The sequence below is a fragment of the Curvibacter sp. T50 genome (genome assembly GCF_057219955.1).
In genome coordinates this window covers 1,335,579-1,353,052 of sequence record NZ_JBXVVU010000001.1, presented here as the reverse complement: position 1 = coordinate 1,353,052, position 17,474 = coordinate 1,335,579, and the positions used below count along the sequence as shown (strand labels likewise).

Below are 17,474 nucleotides of genomic sequence, written 5' to 3'. Positions count from 1 at the left end.
CGGCGCCTGATGCGCGTCAGTCCGCAGGCGCGTGGGCCAGCATGCGCGCCAGCGCGCGGTCGCGGATGCCATGGGCGCGCAGGCAATCGTCGGTTCGGCGGGCGTAGTCCAGCGTGCTGCCGTATCGGCCGCTGGCGTGGCGCAGGATGTGGCGCACCTGGTCAGCGGGCAGCTCCCCGGTAAAGCTGGGGCTGCGGCGTGACAGGGTGAAGGCCAGCGCGGCCACCGGTCCGTGGGGCGTGGCGCAGGGCAGCCAGCGCGGGTCGTACACGCCAGTGGGCATTTCGCGTTCCCAGAGTGCCTCCAGTACGGACTCGGCCTCGCGGTGGGGCACCCGGTAGACCACCCCCCGGCAGCTGCCGCCGGCGAGCAGCGCAAACACCAGGCCAGGCTCGGCGGGGGTGCCGCGGTTGATGCGGCTCCACATCTTCAGTGCCCGGTGCCAGCCGTGCACCCGGGTGGGATGCGATTCGGTGGTCGCGAACTCGGGCCGCCAGATCAGCGAGGCGTAGCCAAACACCCACAGGTCGGCCGCCGGGCCGCCCACCGCGCGTTGCTGGCGCCACTGCCGGCGGACAAGCTCCAGCAAGGGCGCCGGATCGCGCAGCGGGCGGGGCCTGTCAGCTTCTGTCATGACCGCACTTTACAATCGCGCCAGTTTTAATACGGAGTGACACATGTTTTCTCAGGAAGATGATGGGCAGGGCGTTGCCCTGGGTGTGGTGTTCGGCGTCATTGCGCTGGTGATCGCGCTGGTGATTGGCCTGGCCATCCACAAGACGGGCAACAAGGCGTCCGCGAAGCCGGCCGCCGTGGCGGCTGCCCCGGCCGCGGCCGATGCCGCCAGCGTGAAGGTGGAAAACGGCGTCGTCAAGTTCTACTTCGCCTCCGGCAAGGCCGAGGTGGCCGCCGGCGCAGCCGATGCGCTGGCCGATGTGGTCAAGGCTGTCGCGGCCGGCAAGAAGGCCGTTGTCAGTGGCTTCCATGACAGCACGGGCGACCCCGCCCGCAACGCCGAACTGGCCAAGGAGCGCGCCCTGGCCGTCCGTGCGGCGCTTCAGGCGCTGGGGGTGGGCGAAGACAAGGTGGAACTCAAGAAGCCCGAAGAAATGCAAGCTTCCGGCCCCAACGCCGAAGCGCGTCGCGTGGAAGTGACGCTGCAGTAAACACGGCGCCCTTCCCACACCGAAAGCCCGGCTTGCCGGGCTTTTTTATCGTTTTTCGTTCGTACCCAGCGTGAAAAGGTCGTTTTTTGCTATGGAAAACGTATCGAAACGGGGCCTTGAGACGCCGGAAGACGTGCTTTCGCGGTGTTGCCTCAGCCCGGACCGCCGCCCGCACCAGGCCCGGCCCGCTGGATCAGCTCGATCTTGTAGCCGTCCGGGTCGGTGACGAAGGCGATGACGGTGGTGCCGCCTTTCACCGGGCCGGCTTCGCGGGTGATGTTGCCGCCGGCGGCGCGGATGGTCTCCACGGCGGCATAGGCGTCGGGCACGCCGAGGGCGATGTGGCCGTAGGCGGTGCCCAGTTCGTACTGCTCGACGCCCCAGTTCCAGGTCAGCTCGATCTCGGCCTGGCTGGGGTTGCCACCGTCAAAACCCAGGAACGCCAGCGAATATTTGTATTCCGGGTTCTCGGAGGTGCGCAGCAGCGTCATGCCCAGCACCTGGGTGTAGAAGTCGATGGAGCGCTGCAGGTTGCCCACGCGCAGCATGGTGTGGAGAAATCGCATGGGGGTGTCCTTGGGGTCGAGCGGGAAGGGCGCCGATTATGCGGTGGCGCCGTGGGCGGGCGGGTGGCGCAGGTCAAACACCAGGCAGGTGGTGGTGGCATGGGCGTAGAGCGTGCCGTCCGGCCCCACCAGGCGGGCGTCGGCCGTGGCCAGCTGGCGCCCGCAATGGATCACGCGGCCTTCGGCCCGTACCCGCTGAACCTTGGGCAGCAGCGCACGCACGATGTTCACGCTCAGCTCGGCCGTGGTGTAGGCGCGGCCGGCCGGCATCATCGTGTGCACGGCGCAGCCCAGGGCCGAATCGAGCAGCGTGGCAAACCAGCCGCCATGCACGGTCCCCATGGGATTCAGGTGCGCCGCGCCGGGAGTGCCTTGGAAGATGGCCTGCCCTTTTTCGGCATGCACCAGCAGAAAGTCCAGCGTGGCGCCGATGGTGGGGTAGGGGATCTGGCCCGCGAGCATGGCCTGCATCACCTGCAGCCCGGACTTGCCGCTGATCTGCTCCGGACTGGCTACCCCCGGACCCGCCCCGCTGCGCAGCCGTTCACGGATGGATGCCTCCTCGGCCAGCCAGGTGTCGAGGTGGTTGTGGGGGGTATGGCTCACGGTAGTCCTTTCGAAAATACTTGCATCTGCAACAATTGTATATACACTAAACGAAATGGAAAACGCCGTCAAACCGCAGGGTTGCACCAACCTGAAGCTGCGCCAGCTGATGCGCCGCGTGGCGCAGCACTATGACGCGGAGGTCGGCAAGACCGGGCTGAAGGGCACGCAGTACTCACTGCTGTCGCACGTGGTCAAGCTGGGGCCGATCCGCCCCGTGGACCTGGCGGCTGCACTGGCGCTGACGCCGTCGACCCTGTCGCGCAACCTGCAGCCGCTGCTGGCCGCCGGCTGGGTGGCCCTGCTGCCGGGCGATGACGCCCGCAGCCGGCGGGTCGTGGCCACGGACGCTGGCCAGGCCAAACGGGTGGAGGCGCAGCGGCACTGGCGGGTGGCGCAGCTGGCCCTGAACGCACAGTTGGGGCCGGCCCGGGTGGTGCAATTGCATGCGCTGCTGGATGAGTCGATGGCCTTGCTGGCCCCGGAGGCCGAAGTAGCCGAGGCCAAGGGCGCAAGGCTGCCCCCCGATGGAACGACTGAGGCGGCTCGCCGCGGCGAAAAATAGCACTTTCGGCCGCCTTGACAGAGCGCGGGTGGCGGGAGGACCATGCTCCCCATGCAAGTTGCCGCTTCCGCCCGGAGATCCCGGCGGGCCATCGGGCCCGGCAAGGCGGCGTCGCCTTGGCTGGCGGTGGAATCGGCACCGGCGCATTGGCTGGGAACCACCCATCTTCTGGATCTGGACGACACCCGGCTGCGCCTGCGGGTGCACTCGCTGGTGCAGCATCACCATGGCGCGCGGTCCGCGGCGATGGCCCTGCTGGCGTTTGTGCGGGCCATTCCGTTCGAGCTTGCACCGCGATACGGCCTGCGCAGCGCGCGCCGGGTTCTGGACGCGCATCGCGCCGCTTGGTTTGAGAAAAGCACCCTGCTGATTGCCATGCTGCGGGTGGCCGGCATTCCCGCGCGGATGCGGGTCGTCTCGGTGCCGGGCGACATTCTGCGGGGGCTGGTTCAGACGCACCGCCCGTTTTTCCATCCGCTGGTGGAGCTGTGGGTCGACGGTTGCTGGGTGCGCACCGACACCCATATCTACGATCCGCCCATGCTGGCGGCCGCCCGCCGGGCTTTGATGGCGCATGGCTGGTCACGGGGCTTTGGCATCCACCGCAACGGCCAGGTTCAATGTGACCTGCGCGAGGACGCCTATGTCGCGCTGGCGCTGGACCATGCCGGGGGCATGCCGCTGTTCGACCACGGCGTCTATAACGACGTCTCCGAGTTTCTGGCCCACTACCGCGAGCAGTCGGCCGCGCGCTGGGCGCATGACCTGGGCCATTTTCGGCTGCTGCGCGGCCGCCTGCGCCGGGCTTACGCCGCCTTGCGGACACTGCCCGGCAAGACCGAAGCGCGCAGTCAGACCGGCACGGTGTAGTTCAATGCCATCCGCCCGCCGTCGACGGTAAGGATTTCGCCGGTGATGTAGCTGGCGGCGTCACTGGCCAGGAAAGCGACCACATCGGCGATCTCCGACGGTTCACCCAGCCGTTTCATCGGCGTGCGCATCAGGATCTTCTGGCGGGCCTCGTCACTGGTCAGTACCGCGCGGGCAGCCAGTTCGGTCGCGATGGTGCCCGGGGCCACGGCGTTGACGCGGATGCCCTGGTCGGCCAGGGCCAGAGCCATCACACGCGTGAGCTGGTTGATGCCCCCCTTGCTGACGTTGTAGCTGGCAATCGTGGGGATGGCCATCACGCCGTTGACCGAGCTCATGTTCACGATCGCGCCGCGCACGCCGCCGGCGGCCATGGCGCGGGCCACGGCCTGACCCATCAGGAAGCTGCCTTTGACGTTGACGCGGATCACGGCGTCAAAGTCGTCTTCGGTGACTTCCAGGAACGGCGCGGCACGAAAGATCCCGGCGTTGTTGACCAGCACGTCGATTCGGCCATGTGCCGCCAGCGTCTGCGCCACCAGGGCATCGACATGGGCTTTCGCGCCCACGTCGGTGTGGACATAGGTGGCGCCCAGCTCCGCGGCCAGCGCCTGCCCGGGCACGTCGGCCAGGTCGGCGATCACCACGCGGGCGCCCTCGCGAGCGAAGCGGCGGGCACAGGCCTCGCCGATCCCCTGGGCGCCCCCGGTGATGATGACAACACGGCCGCTCAGGCCGAAGGAAATGGGGGCAGTCGGTGCGTTCATGGCTGCATGCTAGCAGTGGCAGGCGCCGGCACACCACGCAGGCGGCCCGAAAACACCTTCGGCACGCGAAAATTCGGCGTTTTCGGCCCATACCCAGCGTAATATGGTCACTGTTTGCTATGAAAGGTGAACCGCGTATCGCCTCCCGCACTGTGCGATCATCCCGACTTCACCTGTCACCGGAGGCTTGCCGTGCCCGTTTTCCCGAAAGTTGTGCTGTTCACCGATGCCGATGGCCGAGCCCGATTCCGGGAGGAGGCGCTCAGCCTTGCCGAGGGCAGCGAGGCGGCCCGCCTGTCACCCCTGTTGCCGGCCAGCGGCCTGCAATTGCGCCAGAGTCCGGTGGGCTTTCGCAGCAGCTTTCACTGCACGACCACGCCGCAGTGGCTGTTTGTCTTGCGTGGACGGATGGAAATCGGGCTGCAGGATGGGTCCTCGCGGGTGTTCGGACCGGGTGAACACTTCTATTCAGCAGACACCCTGCCCGAAGGGGCCATCTTCGACCCCGCCATCCACGGTCACTGGAGCCGTCAGGTCGGCGACGAGCCGTTGGTGACGGCCTTCGTGCGGGGCTGAGGGCGCCGCTCTTCCCCCGCCAGTGGCCGGTGCGGTCACCTGCCGTGAAGCTGCCTGATCCCCGGACCTAGTCGCCGCCCAGGCGCAGCCGGTCCGGCTGGCGCCGCTCGATGGCGTATTTCAGCAGGGCCGCCACACGGTAGGGGCCATGGGCGAATTTGCTGTACGGCAGGGTGAGGAACAGCGCGAGCACGCAGCCCAGGTGGATGGCGAGCCAGGCGGTCTGTCCGGTCTGCCCGCGCGCCAGCCACAGCGCCAGTCCGGTGGCGCCACACAGCCACAGCAGGGCAGCGAACCCCAGATCCATGCCCGCCTGCGCCGGGTCGCCATGGGCGCGGTTTCGGCGCAGACGCAGCGCCATCAGTGCTGCGGGCCCCGCCACCAAGGCGATGCCGCCGGTCACGCCCAGCAGCTTGGGCAGGCTGGGCAGGTCGTAGGGCGCTGGCCAGCCTGCCAGATAGTGGTACAGGGTGGCCACCGAGGTCGCGGCGAAGCACAGCAGAAAGCCCCCCGCCGTCAGGTGGTGGGCGCGGCGCCGGGCGTGTGTCCAGCGATCATCCTCGTTGTGGCAGCCCTCGCCGTGACCGCCGTCCAGGTAGGTCAGGGCCAGCGCGTCGCGCCCGGCTTCGCGCGCGGCCGCCGCGCGATCTTCACCCTCGCCTGCGGGAGCCTGGGCGCGCCAGAAGCGCGTCAGCCCCACGCCCAGTGCCAGCAGGGCGAAACCGAACACCGGACCGAAAACCGCCACCATCCAGCCGTGCGGGAAAACGGCGTAGAAATCGCCGCCGGGCGGCACCGCCGCCAGTGAGCCGCCACGGGCGAGGGCAGCTACCAGCATCAGCGCCAGGGCGAGCGCCAGCGCCAGCGAGAGTGCCAGCCCATTGCGCGCGTACAGCGCGCCCAGCGGTCGCGGCCAGGCGTATTGGCGGTAGGTCTCCAGGCGCACCTTCGCCAGGGCCTGGGGCAGGTTGACCGCAAATTCGTGCGGGGGCGCGTACTGGCAGGCGTGCAGGCAGGCGCCGCAGTTGTGGCAGAGGTTGGCGAGGTAGTGGGTGTCAGCGGCCGGGAATTCCAGCCGGCGGGTCATGGCCGGGAACACGGCGCAGAACCCCTCGCAGTACCGGCAGGCATTGCAGATCTGCAGCTGCCGCGCGACCTCGGCCTCGGCTGCGCCAATCGGCTGGCCGTCCGCCAGCGCCCGCGCCTGGGCGGTGAGGGTCGACAAGGTGTTCATTGGGTAGTCTCCCCGCCTTCCAGCGCGGACGCGCCGACTCCGTGACCGGTCGCCCGGGCCGCCTCGGCGCCGGCGATCCGCCCGAAGATGGTGCCAATGGTCATGCCCACACCGGCGGTGTAGCCCTGTCCCAATACGTTGCCGGCCATGATCTCGCCGGCGGCAAACAGGTTCGGACTCGCCTGTCCGGCGAAATGCACCTGCGCGGCGGCGTTGACGCGTGCGCCCAGGTAGGTAAAGGTCACACCCGGGCGCAAGGTGTAGCCGAAGTAGGGCGGCTGATTCAGTGGAAGGGCCCAATGGGTCTTGGGCGGGGTGAGGCCCTCGGTGCGGCAGTTGTCCAGGACCGCGTGGTCGAACTGCCCGGGCTGGCAGGCGCTGTTGTAGGCCCGCACGGTGGCCTCCAGCGCCGCCGGGTCCAGCCCCAGTTGGGCGGCCAGCCCGGCCAGTGTGTCGGACTGTGCTCCCTTGAAAACCGGCGGCATGAATCGGCCAACCGCCTTGGCGTCGATGATGCTGTGGGCACGCTGGCCCGGCTGCTGCGCGACCAGTCGGCCCCAGATCGCGTAGCGCTTGGGCCAGAAGTCCTCGCCCTCGTCATAGAAGCGCTGGGCCTGGGCATTGACCACGATGCCCAGGGAGACACAGTCGACCCGGGTGCAGATGCCGCCGTCGTACAGCGGTGCACGCGCGTCGATCGCCACCATGTGGGCCTGTGTCGGGTCGCCCAGGGTGTCGGCGCCGTGGTCCATGAGTTGCCGCAGCACCCTGCCCTGGTTGAAGCGGGTTCCCCGGATCAGAAACTCGTCGGCCGGCCATTCGCCGCGCGCGTTGCGTCCCCAGGCTTCGCGCAGCCAGTCACGGTTGGATTCGAAGCCGCCGCAGGCCAGCACGCAGGCACGGGCCGTGATGCGTTCGCCGTTTGCCGTGTGTGCGGCGACGAAGCGGCCGTCGGTGACTTCCAGGCGTTCGACGGCGGTGTCGTAGCGGATGCGTACATCCAGCGCCTCAGCGCTGCGGTAATAGGCGTTGACCAGCGCCTTGCCCCCGCCCATGAAGAAGGCGTTGGTGCGGCTGAGGTGCAGTGTCCCCGACAGCGAAGGCTGGAAGCGCACACCATGGCGGCGCATCCAGGGCCGCACCGTGGCCGAGCCGCGGATGACCAACCGGGCCAACGCCTCGTCGGTGCGCCCCGCGGTGACCTTTCGCAGGTCCTGCCAGAACTCCTCCTCGGGGTAGGCATCGGTCAGTACGTCCTGCGGCGCATCATGCATGCAGCGCAGATTGCGGGTGTGCATGGAATTGCCGCCCCGCCAGGCGCGGGGGGCCGCCTCCAGCAACAGCACGGTTGCCCCGGCTTCCCGGGCGGTCAGGGCGGCGCACAGGGCGGCGTTGCCGCCGCCGATGACGAGGATGTCAGGCTCAACAGTCATGGAGTGTGTTCGCATGTGCCCGCGCCGCCGGTCGGAGGCAGGTTGCCCCGCGGCGTGGCCACCTGCGGGTCGGTGTCAGTCGGGTTTGATGCCCGCGCGGGCGACGATGTCTTTCCAGATCCGTTGCTCCCGGGCGATGAACGCTGCGTACTCGGCCGCCGGCCCGCCACCGCCCACGGCGTTGTCGGTGGCAAAGCGCTCGGTCACGGCGCTGGATCGCAGCGCCTTGTGCGATTCTTCCTGCAGCCGGCGGATGATGTCGGTCGGGGTGCCCGCTGGCACATGGATGCCGTACCACTGTGACGTTTCGAAGTCCTTGTAGCCCATTTCCTGGACGGTGGGAACATCCGGCAATGCGGGAATTCGTTGCGGTGTGCCAACCGCAATGGCGCGCAGCTTTCCCGAGCGGATATGGGCGCCGAGCGCCGGCATGCCGGCCGAACTGGCCTGGGTGCGCCCGGACAGCAGATCGGTCAGTTGCGGACCCGTGCCGCGATAGGGAATATGGGTGAGGAACATGCCGGTCACCAGCTTGAGGTATTCCATCGCCAGGTGCCCGGCGCTGGCGTTGCCGGCGCTGCCGTAATTGAGCAGGCCGGGATTTTTGCGGGCGTAGTCCACGAATTCGCGGAAGTTCCTGGCCGGAACATCCGGATGGATGACGAAAACGTTGGGCACCTTGGCGAGCAGGGTGACCGGCGCGAAATCCCGGTTCACGTCGTAGGGCTGGTTCTTGAGCATGTAGGGATTGACCGCGAGCGTGCCCACATGGGTGAGGATCAGCGTGTGGCCGTCGGGCGGGGCCTTGGCGACCTCCTGCATCGCGGTCACCCCGGCGCCGCCGGGCTTGTTTTCGACGTACACGCTCTGGCCAAGCTGTTTGGTCAGTTCCGCCGCGACCGAGCGAGCGACGATCTCGCTGGTGCCACCGGGGGCAAAGGGCACGACAAATCGCACGGCCTTGCTGGGCCAGGCCGATTGGGCACGCACGGCGGGCAGGGCGAGTGTGGCGGCAACCCCGGCCAGCAGGCGGCGGCGGGAAAGGGTGGGATCGAAAGGCATGTTGTCTCCTGTGTGTCGTCCGGATGGCCAGTATGCGGGCATCAATCAGAACTGGTACCGGCGCAAACCCCCATCAACCGGAATCACCGCGCCGGTGATGTAGGCCGCGCGGGGCGAGGCAAGGAAGGTCACCAGATCGGCCAGTTCCTCCGGTTCGCCGTAACGGCCCACCGGAATTTCGTTCTCGCTTTGCCATGCGCGGTATTCGGGCGTGTAGTTGCGAAAGATCTGTTCGGAGTGGATGCGCCCGGGAGGGATGCAGTTCACCGTCACACCGTGTTTGCCCACCATGCGGCTCAGCCCTTTGGCCCAGGAATGAATGCCGGCCTTGGCGCAGAAAGCGCCGTTGATGTGTTCGGGTTCACTTTTGCCCGTGATGTTGATGATGCGGCCCCAGCGACGTTCGATCATCGGGTCGATCAGCGCGTCGGCGAGTTGTCGGGGGCGGTGGAAGTTCAGCGTGATGGCTTCCTGCCAGGCGTCTTCGCTGACATGCAGCTCCTTGAAACTGCGCGAGCCGCCGGCGTTGTTGACCAGGATGTCCACCTGTCCCAGTCCCGCGATGGCTTCGGCGGCGAGCCGCGCGGCGGCATCGTCGGCGTAGAGGTCGCAGGCGATCAGTACCGGCGCGTGGCCGCCAGCCGCCGAGATTTCAGCCGCCAGCTCCTGCAGCTTGTCGGTCCGGCGCGCCGAGACGGCGACGCGCACCCCTTCAGCGGCCAAGGCCTTGGCGATGGCACGGCCGATGCCTACGCTCGCCCCGGTGACCAGCGCTGTCCTGGTGTTCAGTTTCAGATCCATGAATGTCTCCTGGGGCCACGCCGGCCCGATTGCGGTGGTTGTCGGATGGCATTGTGGTAGCAGGTGCCGAGAAAGTGAATTGCATAATTCGGATTCATTAATGCTTTCAAAACATGAATAACCTGCCCGCACGCCGATTCGACCTGGCCGACCTGGAGGCCTTCGCTGCGCTGGCGCGGCTGGGCAGCTTTCGCGCCGCGGCCGACGCGGTGCACCTGTCGCAGCCCGCCCTGTCGCGCCGCATCGAGAAACTGGAGTCCGCCCTGGGTGTCCGCCTGGTCGAACGCACGACCCGTCGGGTGGCGCTGACTCCGGTCGGGGGCCAGTTTGCGTTGAAAGTGCAGAACCTGCTCGACGACCTGGACGGCACCTTGCTGGGCATCGAGGCGCTGGCGGCTCAGCGGACCGGCCGGGTCACGATCGCCTGTGTCCCGTCGGCAACGCTGCATTTCCTTCCCGGCGTGCTGCAGCGCTTTCACGCCCGGTATCCGGCAATCCGGGTGCGGGTCCACGACGCGCACGCGCACGAGGCGCTGGCGGTGGTGTTGTCCGGCGAGGCGGATTTCGGTCTGAATTTCGTCGGCGCGGACGAACCCTCCCTGCGCTGGACACCGCTGCTGCGCGAACGCTTCGTTCTTGCCTGCCGTCGCGACCATCGCCTCGCTACCCGTCGCCAGGTGCGCTGGGACGACTTGCGCGGCGAAGCTTTGCTGTCGGTCGGACAGACCTCCGGCAATCGGCTTCTGCTGGAAAAGGCGCTGGCGGGTCTCGGTTGGCGCCCGCAGCCGGTGTTCGAGGCCCGCCATGTTCACACGCTGCTGGGCCTGGTCGCCGCAGGACTGGGCGTCGCGGCCGTTCCCCAGCTGGCACTGCCGCGGGGCAGTCATGAGCTGGTCGGAGTCCCGCTGACGGCCCCGGTGGTTCACCGCTCGATCGCGCTGCTGAGCCGGCGCGGCGATCAGCTGGGCCCTGCGGCGCAGGCATTGCACGATTTCATCATCGAACCGCGAGACGCACCGCGGCCAGGTGAGGCAGACCCGGTCGATGCCGAATAATCCTGAAAAGATAGCAAAAGAAGACCGTTTTTCGATGGGTATCGGCCTTCAACATCCTCAACCGACCGGTTGCGGGCTGACCGGAAGGCGTCGGCGCCTTCAGCCGCAGCAACGCGCGCTCAAAACCGTGGTCCGAGCGTTTGAGGTCGCGGCCATGGTCAATCGCGTCGCAGCGCTTCAGAGGACAGGACATGCACACCTGGACTGCCGGTGCGCACGGCTTCAACCAGGCTGATCGCCACATCGCGCGCGTCAATCGCGCGCCAGCGGGCCGGTACCACCGAGCCCACCCACCGCATCGCCCGTTGGCCAAGCTGCTCGCCGAACCGCCGGGGCTGCCCGAGCCGATCGCGGTCGCCCAGCAACAGGGAGGGGCGGGCGAATACGACGGTTTCAAAGCCCAAGGCCGAAACGGCGCGTTCCATTTCGCCCTTCACCCGGTTGTAGAAAACGGGCGATTGCGGATCGGCGCCCAATGCGCTGACAACCCCGATTCGTGAGGCGCCACTCGCGCGGGCCGCGCGGGCGACCGCGACCACGGCGTCGAAATCGACCGCACGAAACGCGGCCTGGCTTCCGGCGGCCTTGATGGTTGTGCCCAGGGCAATATAGACCTCGTCGGCCGCCGCCAGCGGCGGCAAAGCCGCAAAGTCCACCACTTGCTGGTGGATGCCCGCCGGCGCGCCGTCCAGCGGGCGGCGGACCAGCGCATGGACCACCGCGGGCGGTTCAGCGCCCGGAAGAGCGGCCAGGATTTCCCGGCCCACGAGACCGGAAGCCCCCGCCACCAGAGCGGTTCTGCCCGCCGCCGCCGCCGCGGCGGTTGCCTTGCGACATGAGGTCGATGCTGGTGCGCATAGGGTCCGGCTGCCCTTGGGCGCCGTGGCTGGGTTTGCGTTGGTCATTGCGCCGATTGTGCAGGCTGGTTTTCAGCGGGTCCACATGGCGCGGCAGGAAATCGGGCTCGCGGTCTTCGTCGCCGTCGTCGTATCCGCGGGGCACGTCAGACCGCGCGGCTGCCGGATTCGGGTTGCTGCCGGCGCCTTGGCCACCCTGGCGGGGTCCGCGGGGCGCGTTGCCACCCCGGCGCGCGTTACGGCCTGGCGGTCGGCCGCTGCCGTCGCCGGCACGCGGTTCGGCGTCGCTGCGGGACTCACCGCGACGGGTGTTGCGGCCGTCCCCGCGGCCCTCACTGCGGCCGTCGCCGGAGCGCTCGGTCTTGTTGTCGCGGATGCGCTGCATCATCTCCTGGCGCGCGGCTTTTGCAGCCGCCGCCATGACATCCCGACTCGGCGGCTTGCCCGCACCGCCCCAGATGGTCTGCCGGCCCATGGCAATCGGCTCGGCTTTTTCGCCCGGCTCGGGACCGAAACCGTCCAGCATCTGCACCGGGATTTCCTGCTTGGTGAAGCGCTCGATCTCCATCATGAAGCCTTCTTCATCCAGGCAGACCAGGCTGACAGCCTGGCCTTCCTTGCCCGCGCGGCCGGTGCGGCCGATGCGGTGCACATAGTCTTCGGGCACGTTGGGGATTTCATAGTTGACCACATGCGGCAGGTCTTCGATGTCGATGCCGCGGGCCGCGATGTCGGTGGCCACCAGCGCGCGGATGTCGCCGCTCTTGAAGCCGGCCAGCGCCTGGGTCCGCGCCGTCTGGCTCTTGTTGCCGTGCAGCGCCATGGCCTGGATGCCGTGTTTGGTCAGGTAGTCGGCGACGTTGTTGGCGCCGAACTTGGTGCGGGTGAACACCAGCACCTGGCTCCAGTTGTGCTGGTTGATGATGTGCACCAGCACCTCCTTTTTCTTGCCACGCCCCACCGGATGGATCACCTGCGTGATGCGCTGCACTGTGGTGTTGCTGGGCGTGACCTGGATGCTCTGCGGGTTTTTCAGCAGGCCGCCGGCCAGGTCGCGGATTTCGTCGCTGAAGGTGGCGGAGAACAGCAGGCTCTGTTTGTCGCGCGGCAGCAGGGCCAGCACCTTTTTCACGTCATGGATGAAGCCCATGTCGAGCATGCGGTCGGCTTCATCCAGTACCAGGATTTCCACGGTGGACAGGTCGAGGTGGCCCTGGCCCTGCAGGTCCAGCAGGCGGCCGGGTGTGGCCACCAGAATGTCCACGCCGCTCTTGATCCGGCTGATCTGCGGGTTCATGCCCACGCCACCGAAGATCACGGCCGAGTTGATCTGCAGGTATTTGCCGTAGTCACGCACCGACTCTTCGACCTGCGCGGCGAGCTCGCGGGTGGGTGTCAGCACCAAAGCGCGGATGGCTTTGCCGCCAAACCGGTTGCGGCCCGGTTCGACCCGGCTGAGTTTGTCCAGCATTGGCAGCGTGAAGGCGGCCGTCTTGCCGGTGCCGGTCTGCGCCCCGGCGAGCAGATCGCGGCCTTCCAGCACAGCGGGAATCGCCTGGGCCTGGATGGGGGTAGGGGTTTCGTAGCCTTGCTCGTGCACGGCCTTCAGAATGGCCGGAGCCAGGTTCAGTTCGTCAAAGTTCATTCATGGAGGCGCCCGTCCTGGGCGCTTGGGAATCGGCCTGTTCCGGCGGGGTGCCGGGCCAGTCAAAGACCGATCGGGTTTGTGGTTCGGGTGCGGATTCCGGATTCGGGAACACCCCCAGCAATCTGCTGTCGTCGGGGCGAACTGGTGCGCCCTGACGGCCGTATTGTCGCATGAGCCGATAATTGGCGTTCTGGCGCCGTTCGATGCGCTTTTTTCCCGGGTTAAGCCCGCAAGATCACACCATGGCTCAATACGTTTTCAGCATGAACCGCGTCGGCAAGATCGTGCCGCCGAAACGCGAAATCCTCAAGGACATTTCCCTGTCCTTCTTCCCCGGCGCCAAGATCGGCGTGCTGGGCCTCAACGGCTCCGGCAAGTCCACGCTGCTCAAGATCATGGCCGGCATCGACACAGAGATCGAGGGCGAGGCCATTCCCATGGCCGGCCTGAAGATCGGATACCTGCCCCAGGAGCCGCAGCTCGACCCGAACGAAACCGTGCGCGAGTCGGTGGAAAACGGCATGGGTGAGATCAAGGCAGCGCAACAGCGCCTGGACGAGGTCTATGCCGCCTATGCCGACGAGAACGCCGATTTCGACGCACTGGCGGCCGAACAGGCCAAACTCGAAGCCATCATTGCCACCGCGGGGGATGCCTCCGAGCATCAGCTGGAAATCGCCGCCGATGCGCTGCGCCTTCCACCGTGGGACGCAGTGATCGGCAAGCTCTCCGGCGGTGAAAAGCGCCGCGTGGCGCTGTGCCGCCTGCTGCTCAGCCGCCCCGACATGCTGCTGCTCGACGAACCCACCAACCACCTGGACGCCGAATCCGTGGACTGGCTGGAGCAATTCCTGCAGCGTTTCCCGGGCACCGTGGTGGCCATCACCCACGACCGCTATTTCCTGGACAACGCCGCCGAATGGATCCTGGAACTGGACCGCGGCCGCGGCATTCCGTACAAGGGCAACTACTCCACCTGGCTGGAGCAGAAGGAAGCCCGCCTGGAGCAGGAGCAGCGCACCGAGGACGCACGAACCAAGGCGATGAAGAAAGAACTGGAGTGGGTGCGCCAGAATGCGAAGGGCCGCCAGGCCAAGAGCAAGGCCCGCATTGCCCGCTTCGAGGAACTGAGCGACTACGAATACCAGAAGCGCAACGAGACGCAGGAGATCTTCATTCCGGTGGCCGACCGCCTGGGCAGCCAGGTGATCGAATTCCACAACGTCACCAAATCCTTCGGTGACCGGGTGCTGATCGACAACCTGAGCTTCAGCGTGCCGGCCGGCGCCATTGTCGGCATCATCGGCCCGAACGGGGCCGGCAAGTCCACCCTGTTCAAGATGATCGCCGGGCGTGAACAGCCCGATTCGGGCCACGTAGTGATCGGCCAGACGGTGAAGATGGCCTACGTCGACCAGAATCGCGACGTCCTGGAGAACGAGAAAACGGTCTGGGAAGACGTCTCGGGCGGGCTGGACATCCTGACCGTCGGCAAGTTCCAGATGGCCAGCCGGGCCTATTGCGGCCGCTTCAACTTCAACGGCGGCGACCAGCAGAAAAAAGTCGGCATGCTGTCGGGCGGCGAGCGTGGTCGCCTGCACCTGGCCAAGACGCTGATTGCCGGCGGCAACGTGCTGCTGCTGGACGAACCGTCCAACGACCTGGACGTGGAAACCCTGCGGGCTTTGGAAGATGCCCTGCTGGAATTTGCCGGCTCCATCCTTGTCATCAGCCACGACCGCTGGTTCCTGGACCGCATCTGTACGCACATCCTCGCGGCCGAGGGTGACAGCCAGTGGGTGTTCTTTGACGGCAACTACCAGGAGTACGAAGTTGACAAGAAGAAGCGCCTGGGTGAGGAAGGTGCCAAACCCAAGCGCGTGCGGTATAAAGCACTGAAGTGACAATCGGGGCCGTGAAGCGGCCCACGCACGGTGATACCTGGGGGCTCCCGACCATGAAACGAATGCCCATGCGCAAGTTTGGCCTCGTCGACGACCATTCGTCCGGGAAGGCAACCCTCGGCTCCTGCATGGAACTGGTGATGTCCCAGATGCCGGCGCTGATGGGCAATGTGCTCGACGGCCTCCAGATCGCGGCCGGCCTGCATGCCTTCAAGAAGCCCCAAGGGGCGACTTTGCGCCCCGAGCTGGTAACGATCATTCGGCACCTGGGTGCGAGTCGGGAGCCCTTGTGCAATGCGTTCGCCGGACAGATCCGGGTCCTGGCCTATGGCGGGCTGGCAGATGGGCCGGACAAGCCGCTGGTGCGTTTCGAAGACATTCAACTGCTGGACATGCACCAGCTTGACGAAAGCATCGAGCTCGCACGGGTGCAGCAGGAGCTGATTTTTGTCGTCGAGCCGGTCTTGCCGCGGCTGAATGCGTTGATGAGCGCCCTGATGGGCTGGATCACGGTGCAGCCAGCCATCAACCCGCTGCGTCCGGAGTTCTTTGCCAAGGCCCTTCGTGATGCGGTGGCGGTGTTTGTGCCGTCCCGCGAGCATCGTGGGGAACTGCTCGGAATTGCGGCCGGTCGGCTGGGCGTCGGTCTGCGTCAGATTTATCGGGAATTGTCGGAGTGGCTGCAGTCCACGGGGGTGGAGCCGGCCGGACTGACCCCGGCCGTTGCCACGGCAGAAACGGCCAAGACCCCCGAGCGCCTCAGTGAAACGGCCCGCACCCTGCTCACCCTGGACCGATTGCGGCGCCTGTTTTCCGCGGACCTGGCTGCCATGGGGTCGCTGACCGGTGGCGTGGATTTCCTGCATACGGTGCCGGCCTCCATTCAGGCGCTGCAGGACATGAAGCAGGTCGAGGCGATGATCCAGCGACTGGAGCTGAGAAAGCGCCAGAAAAGCGCCGAAGCCGGCGACGCGGCCGCCCAGCAGGTCGATTCGATGCGCAGGGCCGGATCGGAAGGGCGCTGGCTCGGTCGGCAGATCGGGCAGGAAGTGACTCGCATGGTTCTCGACAACCTGACGCTGGACGAGCGACTGCTGCCTCGGGTGCGGGCCTTGCTGGAGGAATTGGGGCCCACCCTGATGGAGCTGTCGGAGTCCGATGCGCGCTTTTTCAGCGACGCGCGCCATCCCGCGCGCCAGTTTCTGGAGCGGGTCACCGATCGCAGCCTGGCCTTTGCCACCGACAGCGAGCCGGGCTTCGACCGTTTTGTGCGTGACGTCGGACGTGCGATCCAGACCCTGGCTGCCAGTGCAGCCGAAGAGCGGTCACAACACTTCGCCCTGGAACTGGAACGCCTGCAGCAGCAGTGGGAGCGAGACGACCGCACACAGACCAAGTTGCGCGAAGAAACCGCCCGCCGCTTGCTGCACATCGAGCAGCGTAACCTGCTTGCCGAGCGTCTGGTGCACGAATGGCGCCCCTCGCTGCTGGAGGAAGCGATTCCCCGGCCGGTGGTGGAATTTGTCAGTGGCCCCTGGGCCCAGGCCGTTGCCGAGGCGCAGCTCAACCCGTCTGTCGGTGTCGACGAACAACATCGTCTGACCCATGTGGTTGACGACCTGTTGTGGAGCGTGCAGCCGGCCCGTTCGCGCAAGAACCCGGCGCGACTGGTGCAGATCATTCCCGGGGTGTTGTCCACGCTGCGGGCGGGCTTGCAGATGATCAACTACCCGCCCGATCTGATCACCCGATTCTTCGATCAGCTCATCGGCTGGCATGAGGAAGTGCTGCAGGAAATCCGGCCCGCCCGGGAAGCGGCCGGCGCGGCGGCGGAAGAGTCGGTCGTTTCCGCCACTGTGCCACCCTCCGAAAGCGCAGCCATCAGCAGCGCCGAGGATCTTGCGCAAGGCGTTTCGGTCACCGAGGATTTTGCCGAAACACCCTGGCTCGCCGAGGACGAAACCGATGGCGCCGGCTACCTGGAGGCCGATTCGGTGTTGCCACTCGATCTGGCGCACACCGGACAGCCCGAGCCGACTGCCGCGCCGGTACCCGAAGGCAATGGTCTGATCGGCGATGGTGCCTGGGTTGAACTGATGCTGGATGGCAAGTGGGAGCGCCTGCAGCTGTCGTGGATCAGCCCGCACCGGACCCTGTTCATGTTCACCGCCTTGCGGGGCACCGCCCATTCGATGTCCCGACGGACCATGAACCGCCTGCTGGCCAAAGGCATGATCCGGATCATCTCCAGTGGCCAGATCGTCGATCAGGCCCTGGATGACGTGGCCCAGCAGGCGCTGCTCAATTCGCTCAGCCGCCTGCCGGACGCGGAATAGACCGGCGCCGAAAGCGGACCGGGTCCGC

General features: G+C 66.9%; 17 protein-coding genes. 7 read left to right on the top strand and 10 right to left on the bottom strand.

Features of this window, described 5'->3' with window-relative positions:
• Positions 1-16 precede the first annotated feature (16 nt).
• Positions 17-634 carry a gamma-glutamylcyclotransferase gene (locus tag AC2EBU_RS06420; RefSeq protein ID WP_484609536.1) on the bottom strand — a complete coding sequence of 206 codons (618 nt, stop codon included), beginning with the start codon at positions 632-634 and terminating at the stop codon, positions 17-19.
• A gap of 43 nt (positions 635-677) precedes the next feature.
• On the opposite strand from AC2EBU_RS06420, the gene AC2EBU_RS06415 reads away from it, so the two are divergent.
• On the top strand, positions 678-1,166 hold the full coding sequence (locus AC2EBU_RS06415; protein ID WP_484609535.1) for an OmpA family protein: 489 nt from the start codon (positions 678-680) through the stop codon (positions 1,164-1,166).
• Between the two features lie 152 nt (positions 1,167-1,318).
• On the opposite strand, the gene gloA is transcribed toward AC2EBU_RS06415, so the two are convergent.
• Together gloA and AC2EBU_RS06405 are read right to left on the bottom strand one after the other, a co-directional pair.
• Complete coding sequence (gloA, locus tag AC2EBU_RS06410; protein ID WP_484609534.1) at positions 1,319-1,732, bottom strand: lactoylglutathione lyase; 414 nt, start codon at positions 1,730-1,732, stop codon at positions 1,319-1,321.
• A gap of 36 nt (positions 1,733-1,768) precedes the next feature.
• Positions 1,769-2,338 carry a PaaI family thioesterase gene (locus AC2EBU_RS06405; RefSeq protein WP_484609533.1) on the bottom strand — a complete coding sequence of 190 codons (570 nt, stop codon included), beginning with the start codon at positions 2,336-2,338 and terminating at the stop codon, positions 1,769-1,771.
• Positions 2,339-2,393: 55 nt separating this feature from the next.
• Here AC2EBU_RS06405 and AC2EBU_RS06400 point away from each other — a divergent pair, with 55 nt between their 5' ends.
• Positions 2,394-2,903, top strand: coding sequence for a MarR family winged helix-turn-helix transcriptional regulator (locus AC2EBU_RS06400; protein ID WP_484609532.1), 510 nt, complete (start codon positions 2,394-2,396; stop codon positions 2,901-2,903).
• Between the two features lie 51 nt (positions 2,904-2,954).
• Positions 2,955-3,773, top strand: coding sequence for a transglutaminase-like domain-containing protein (locus AC2EBU_RS06395; protein ID WP_484609531.1), 819 nt, complete (start codon positions 2,955-2,957; stop codon positions 3,771-3,773).
• On the opposite strand, the gene AC2EBU_RS06390 is transcribed toward AC2EBU_RS06395, so the two are convergent.
• Entirely contained in the window at positions 3,755-4,540 is a 786-nt protein-coding gene (locus AC2EBU_RS06390) for an SDR family NAD(P)-dependent oxidoreductase (protein ID WP_484609530.1), read from the bottom strand. The two genes, AC2EBU_RS06395 and AC2EBU_RS06390, sit on opposite strands and share 19 nt — an antisense overlap.
• Positions 4,541-4,732: 192 nt before the next feature.
• Between AC2EBU_RS06390 and AC2EBU_RS06385 the strand changes: the two genes are divergently transcribed.
• On the top strand, positions 4,733-5,116 hold the full coding sequence (locus AC2EBU_RS06385) for a cupin domain-containing protein (protein ID WP_484609529.1): 384 nt from the start codon (positions 4,733-4,735) through the stop codon (positions 5,114-5,116).
• A gap of 67 nt (positions 5,117-5,183) precedes the next feature.
• Here the strand turns inward: AC2EBU_RS06385 and tcuB are convergent, their stop codons facing one another.
• The 4 genes from tcuB to AC2EBU_RS06365 form a co-directional block, all read right to left on the bottom strand.
• Positions 5,184-6,350 carry a tricarballylate utilization 4Fe-4S protein TcuB gene (gene tcuB / locus AC2EBU_RS06380; protein ID WP_484609528.1) on the bottom strand — a complete coding sequence of 389 codons (1,167 nt, stop codon included), beginning with the start codon at positions 6,348-6,350 and terminating at the stop codon, positions 5,184-5,186.
• Positions 6,347-7,783, bottom strand: a complete 1,437-nt coding sequence (gene tcuA, locus AC2EBU_RS06375; RefSeq protein WP_484609527.1) for an FAD-dependent tricarballylate dehydrogenase TcuA — start codon at positions 7,781-7,783, stop codon at positions 6,347-6,349. Before tcuA ends, tcuB begins: the two co-directional genes overlap by 4 nt.
• A gap of 75 nt (positions 7,784-7,858) precedes the next feature.
• A complete protein-coding gene (locus AC2EBU_RS06370) occupies positions 7,859-8,845 on the bottom strand; it encodes a Bug family tripartite tricarboxylate transporter substrate binding protein (RefSeq protein WP_484609526.1) in 987 nt (328 codons plus the stop codon).
• A 45-nt stretch (positions 8,846-8,890) separates the two neighbouring features.
• Positions 8,891-9,646: an SDR family oxidoreductase gene (locus AC2EBU_RS06365; RefSeq protein ID WP_484609525.1), complete on the bottom strand. Its 756-nt coding sequence runs from the start codon at positions 9,644-9,646 to the stop codon at positions 8,891-8,893.
• A 113-nt stretch (positions 9,647-9,759) separates the two neighbouring features.
• Here AC2EBU_RS06365 and AC2EBU_RS06360 point away from each other — a divergent pair, with 113 nt between their 5' ends.
• On the top strand, positions 9,760-10,701 hold the full coding sequence (locus tag AC2EBU_RS06360; RefSeq protein WP_484609524.1) for a LysR family transcriptional regulator: 942 nt from the start codon (positions 9,760-9,762) through the stop codon (positions 10,699-10,701).
• Between the two features lie 158 nt (positions 10,702-10,859).
• Here the strand turns inward: AC2EBU_RS06360 and AC2EBU_RS06355 are convergent, their stop codons facing one another.
• Both AC2EBU_RS06355 and AC2EBU_RS06350 read right to left on the bottom strand, forming a co-directional pair.
• The gene (locus AC2EBU_RS06355; protein ID WP_484609523.1) at positions 10,860-11,468 is read right to left on the bottom strand and encodes a Rossmann-fold NAD(P)-binding domain-containing protein; all 609 of its coding nucleotides are present in this window, start codon (positions 11,466-11,468) and stop codon (positions 10,860-10,862) included.
• Positions 11,431-13,203 (bottom strand): DEAD/DEAH box helicase, encoded by a 1,773-nt coding sequence (locus AC2EBU_RS06350; RefSeq protein ID WP_484609522.1) that lies wholly within the window; start codon positions 13,201-13,203, stop codon positions 11,431-11,433. Before AC2EBU_RS06350 ends, AC2EBU_RS06355 begins: the two co-directional genes overlap by 38 nt.
• 245 nt (positions 13,204-13,448) lie before the next feature.
• On the opposite strand from AC2EBU_RS06350, the gene ettA reads away from it, so the two are divergent.
• Together ettA and AC2EBU_RS06340 are read left to right on the top strand one after the other, a co-directional pair.
• Entirely contained in the window at positions 13,449-15,110 is a 1,662-nt protein-coding gene (ettA, locus tag AC2EBU_RS06345) for an energy-dependent translational throttle protein EttA (RefSeq protein WP_484609521.1), read from the top strand.
• A 62-nt stretch (positions 15,111-15,172) separates the two neighbouring features.
• Positions 15,173-17,446 (top strand): DUF1631 family protein, encoded by a 2,274-nt coding sequence (locus AC2EBU_RS06340; RefSeq protein WP_484609520.1) that lies wholly within the window; start codon positions 15,173-15,175, stop codon positions 17,444-17,446.
• Positions 17,447-17,474: the final 28 nt, after the last annotated feature.

What these genes read in the sequence shown, in the direction of transcription:
- AC2EBU_RS06420 (WP_484609536.1), bottom strand. Translation starts at nt 634, where the DNA reads ATGACAGAAGCTGACAGGCCCCGCCCGCTGCGCGATCCGGCGCCCTTG.
- AC2EBU_RS06415 (WP_484609535.1), top strand. Translation starts at nt 678, where the DNA reads ATGTTTTCTCAGGAAGATGATGGGCAGGGCGTTGCCCTGGGTGTGGTG.
- gloA (WP_484609534.1), bottom strand. Translation starts at nt 1,732, where the DNA reads ATGCGATTTCTCCACACCATGCTGCGCGTGGGCAACCTGCAGCGCTCC.
- AC2EBU_RS06400 (WP_484609532.1), top strand. Translation starts at nt 2,394, where the DNA reads ATGGAAAACGCCGTCAAACCGCAGGGTTGCACCAACCTGAAGCTGCGC.
- AC2EBU_RS06395 (WP_484609531.1), top strand. Translation starts at nt 2,955, where the DNA reads ATGCAAGTTGCCGCTTCCGCCCGGAGATCCCGGCGGGCCATCGGGCCC.
- AC2EBU_RS06390 (WP_484609530.1), bottom strand. Translation starts at nt 4,540, where the DNA reads ATGAACGCACCGACTGCCCCCATTTCCTTCGGCCTGAGCGGCCGTGTT.
- tcuB (WP_484609528.1), bottom strand. Translation starts at nt 6,350, where the DNA reads ATGAACACCTTGTCGACCCTCACCGCCCAGGCGCGGGCGCTGGCGGAC.
- tcuA (WP_484609527.1), bottom strand. Translation starts at nt 7,783, where the DNA reads ATGACTGTTGAGCCTGACATCCTCGTCATCGGCGGCGGCAACGCCGCC.
- AC2EBU_RS06370 (WP_484609526.1), bottom strand. Translation starts at nt 8,845, where the DNA reads ATGCCTTTCGATCCCACCCTTTCCCGCCGCCGCCTGCTGGCCGGGGTT.
- AC2EBU_RS06365 (WP_484609525.1), bottom strand. Translation starts at nt 9,646, where the DNA reads ATGGATCTGAAACTGAACACCAGGACAGCGCTGGTCACCGGGGCGAGC.
- AC2EBU_RS06360 (WP_484609524.1), top strand. Translation starts at nt 9,760, where the DNA reads ATGAATAACCTGCCCGCACGCCGATTCGACCTGGCCGACCTGGAGGCC.
- AC2EBU_RS06350 (WP_484609522.1), bottom strand. Translation starts at nt 13,203, where the DNA reads ATGAACTTTGACGAACTGAACCTGGCTCCGGCCATTCTGAAGGCCGTG.
- ettA (WP_484609521.1), top strand. Translation starts at nt 13,449, where the DNA reads ATGGCTCAATACGTTTTCAGCATGAACCGCGTCGGCAAGATCGTGCCG.
- AC2EBU_RS06340 (WP_484609520.1), top strand. Translation starts at nt 15,173, where the DNA reads ATGCCCATGCGCAAGTTTGGCCTCGTCGACGACCATTCGTCCGGGAAG.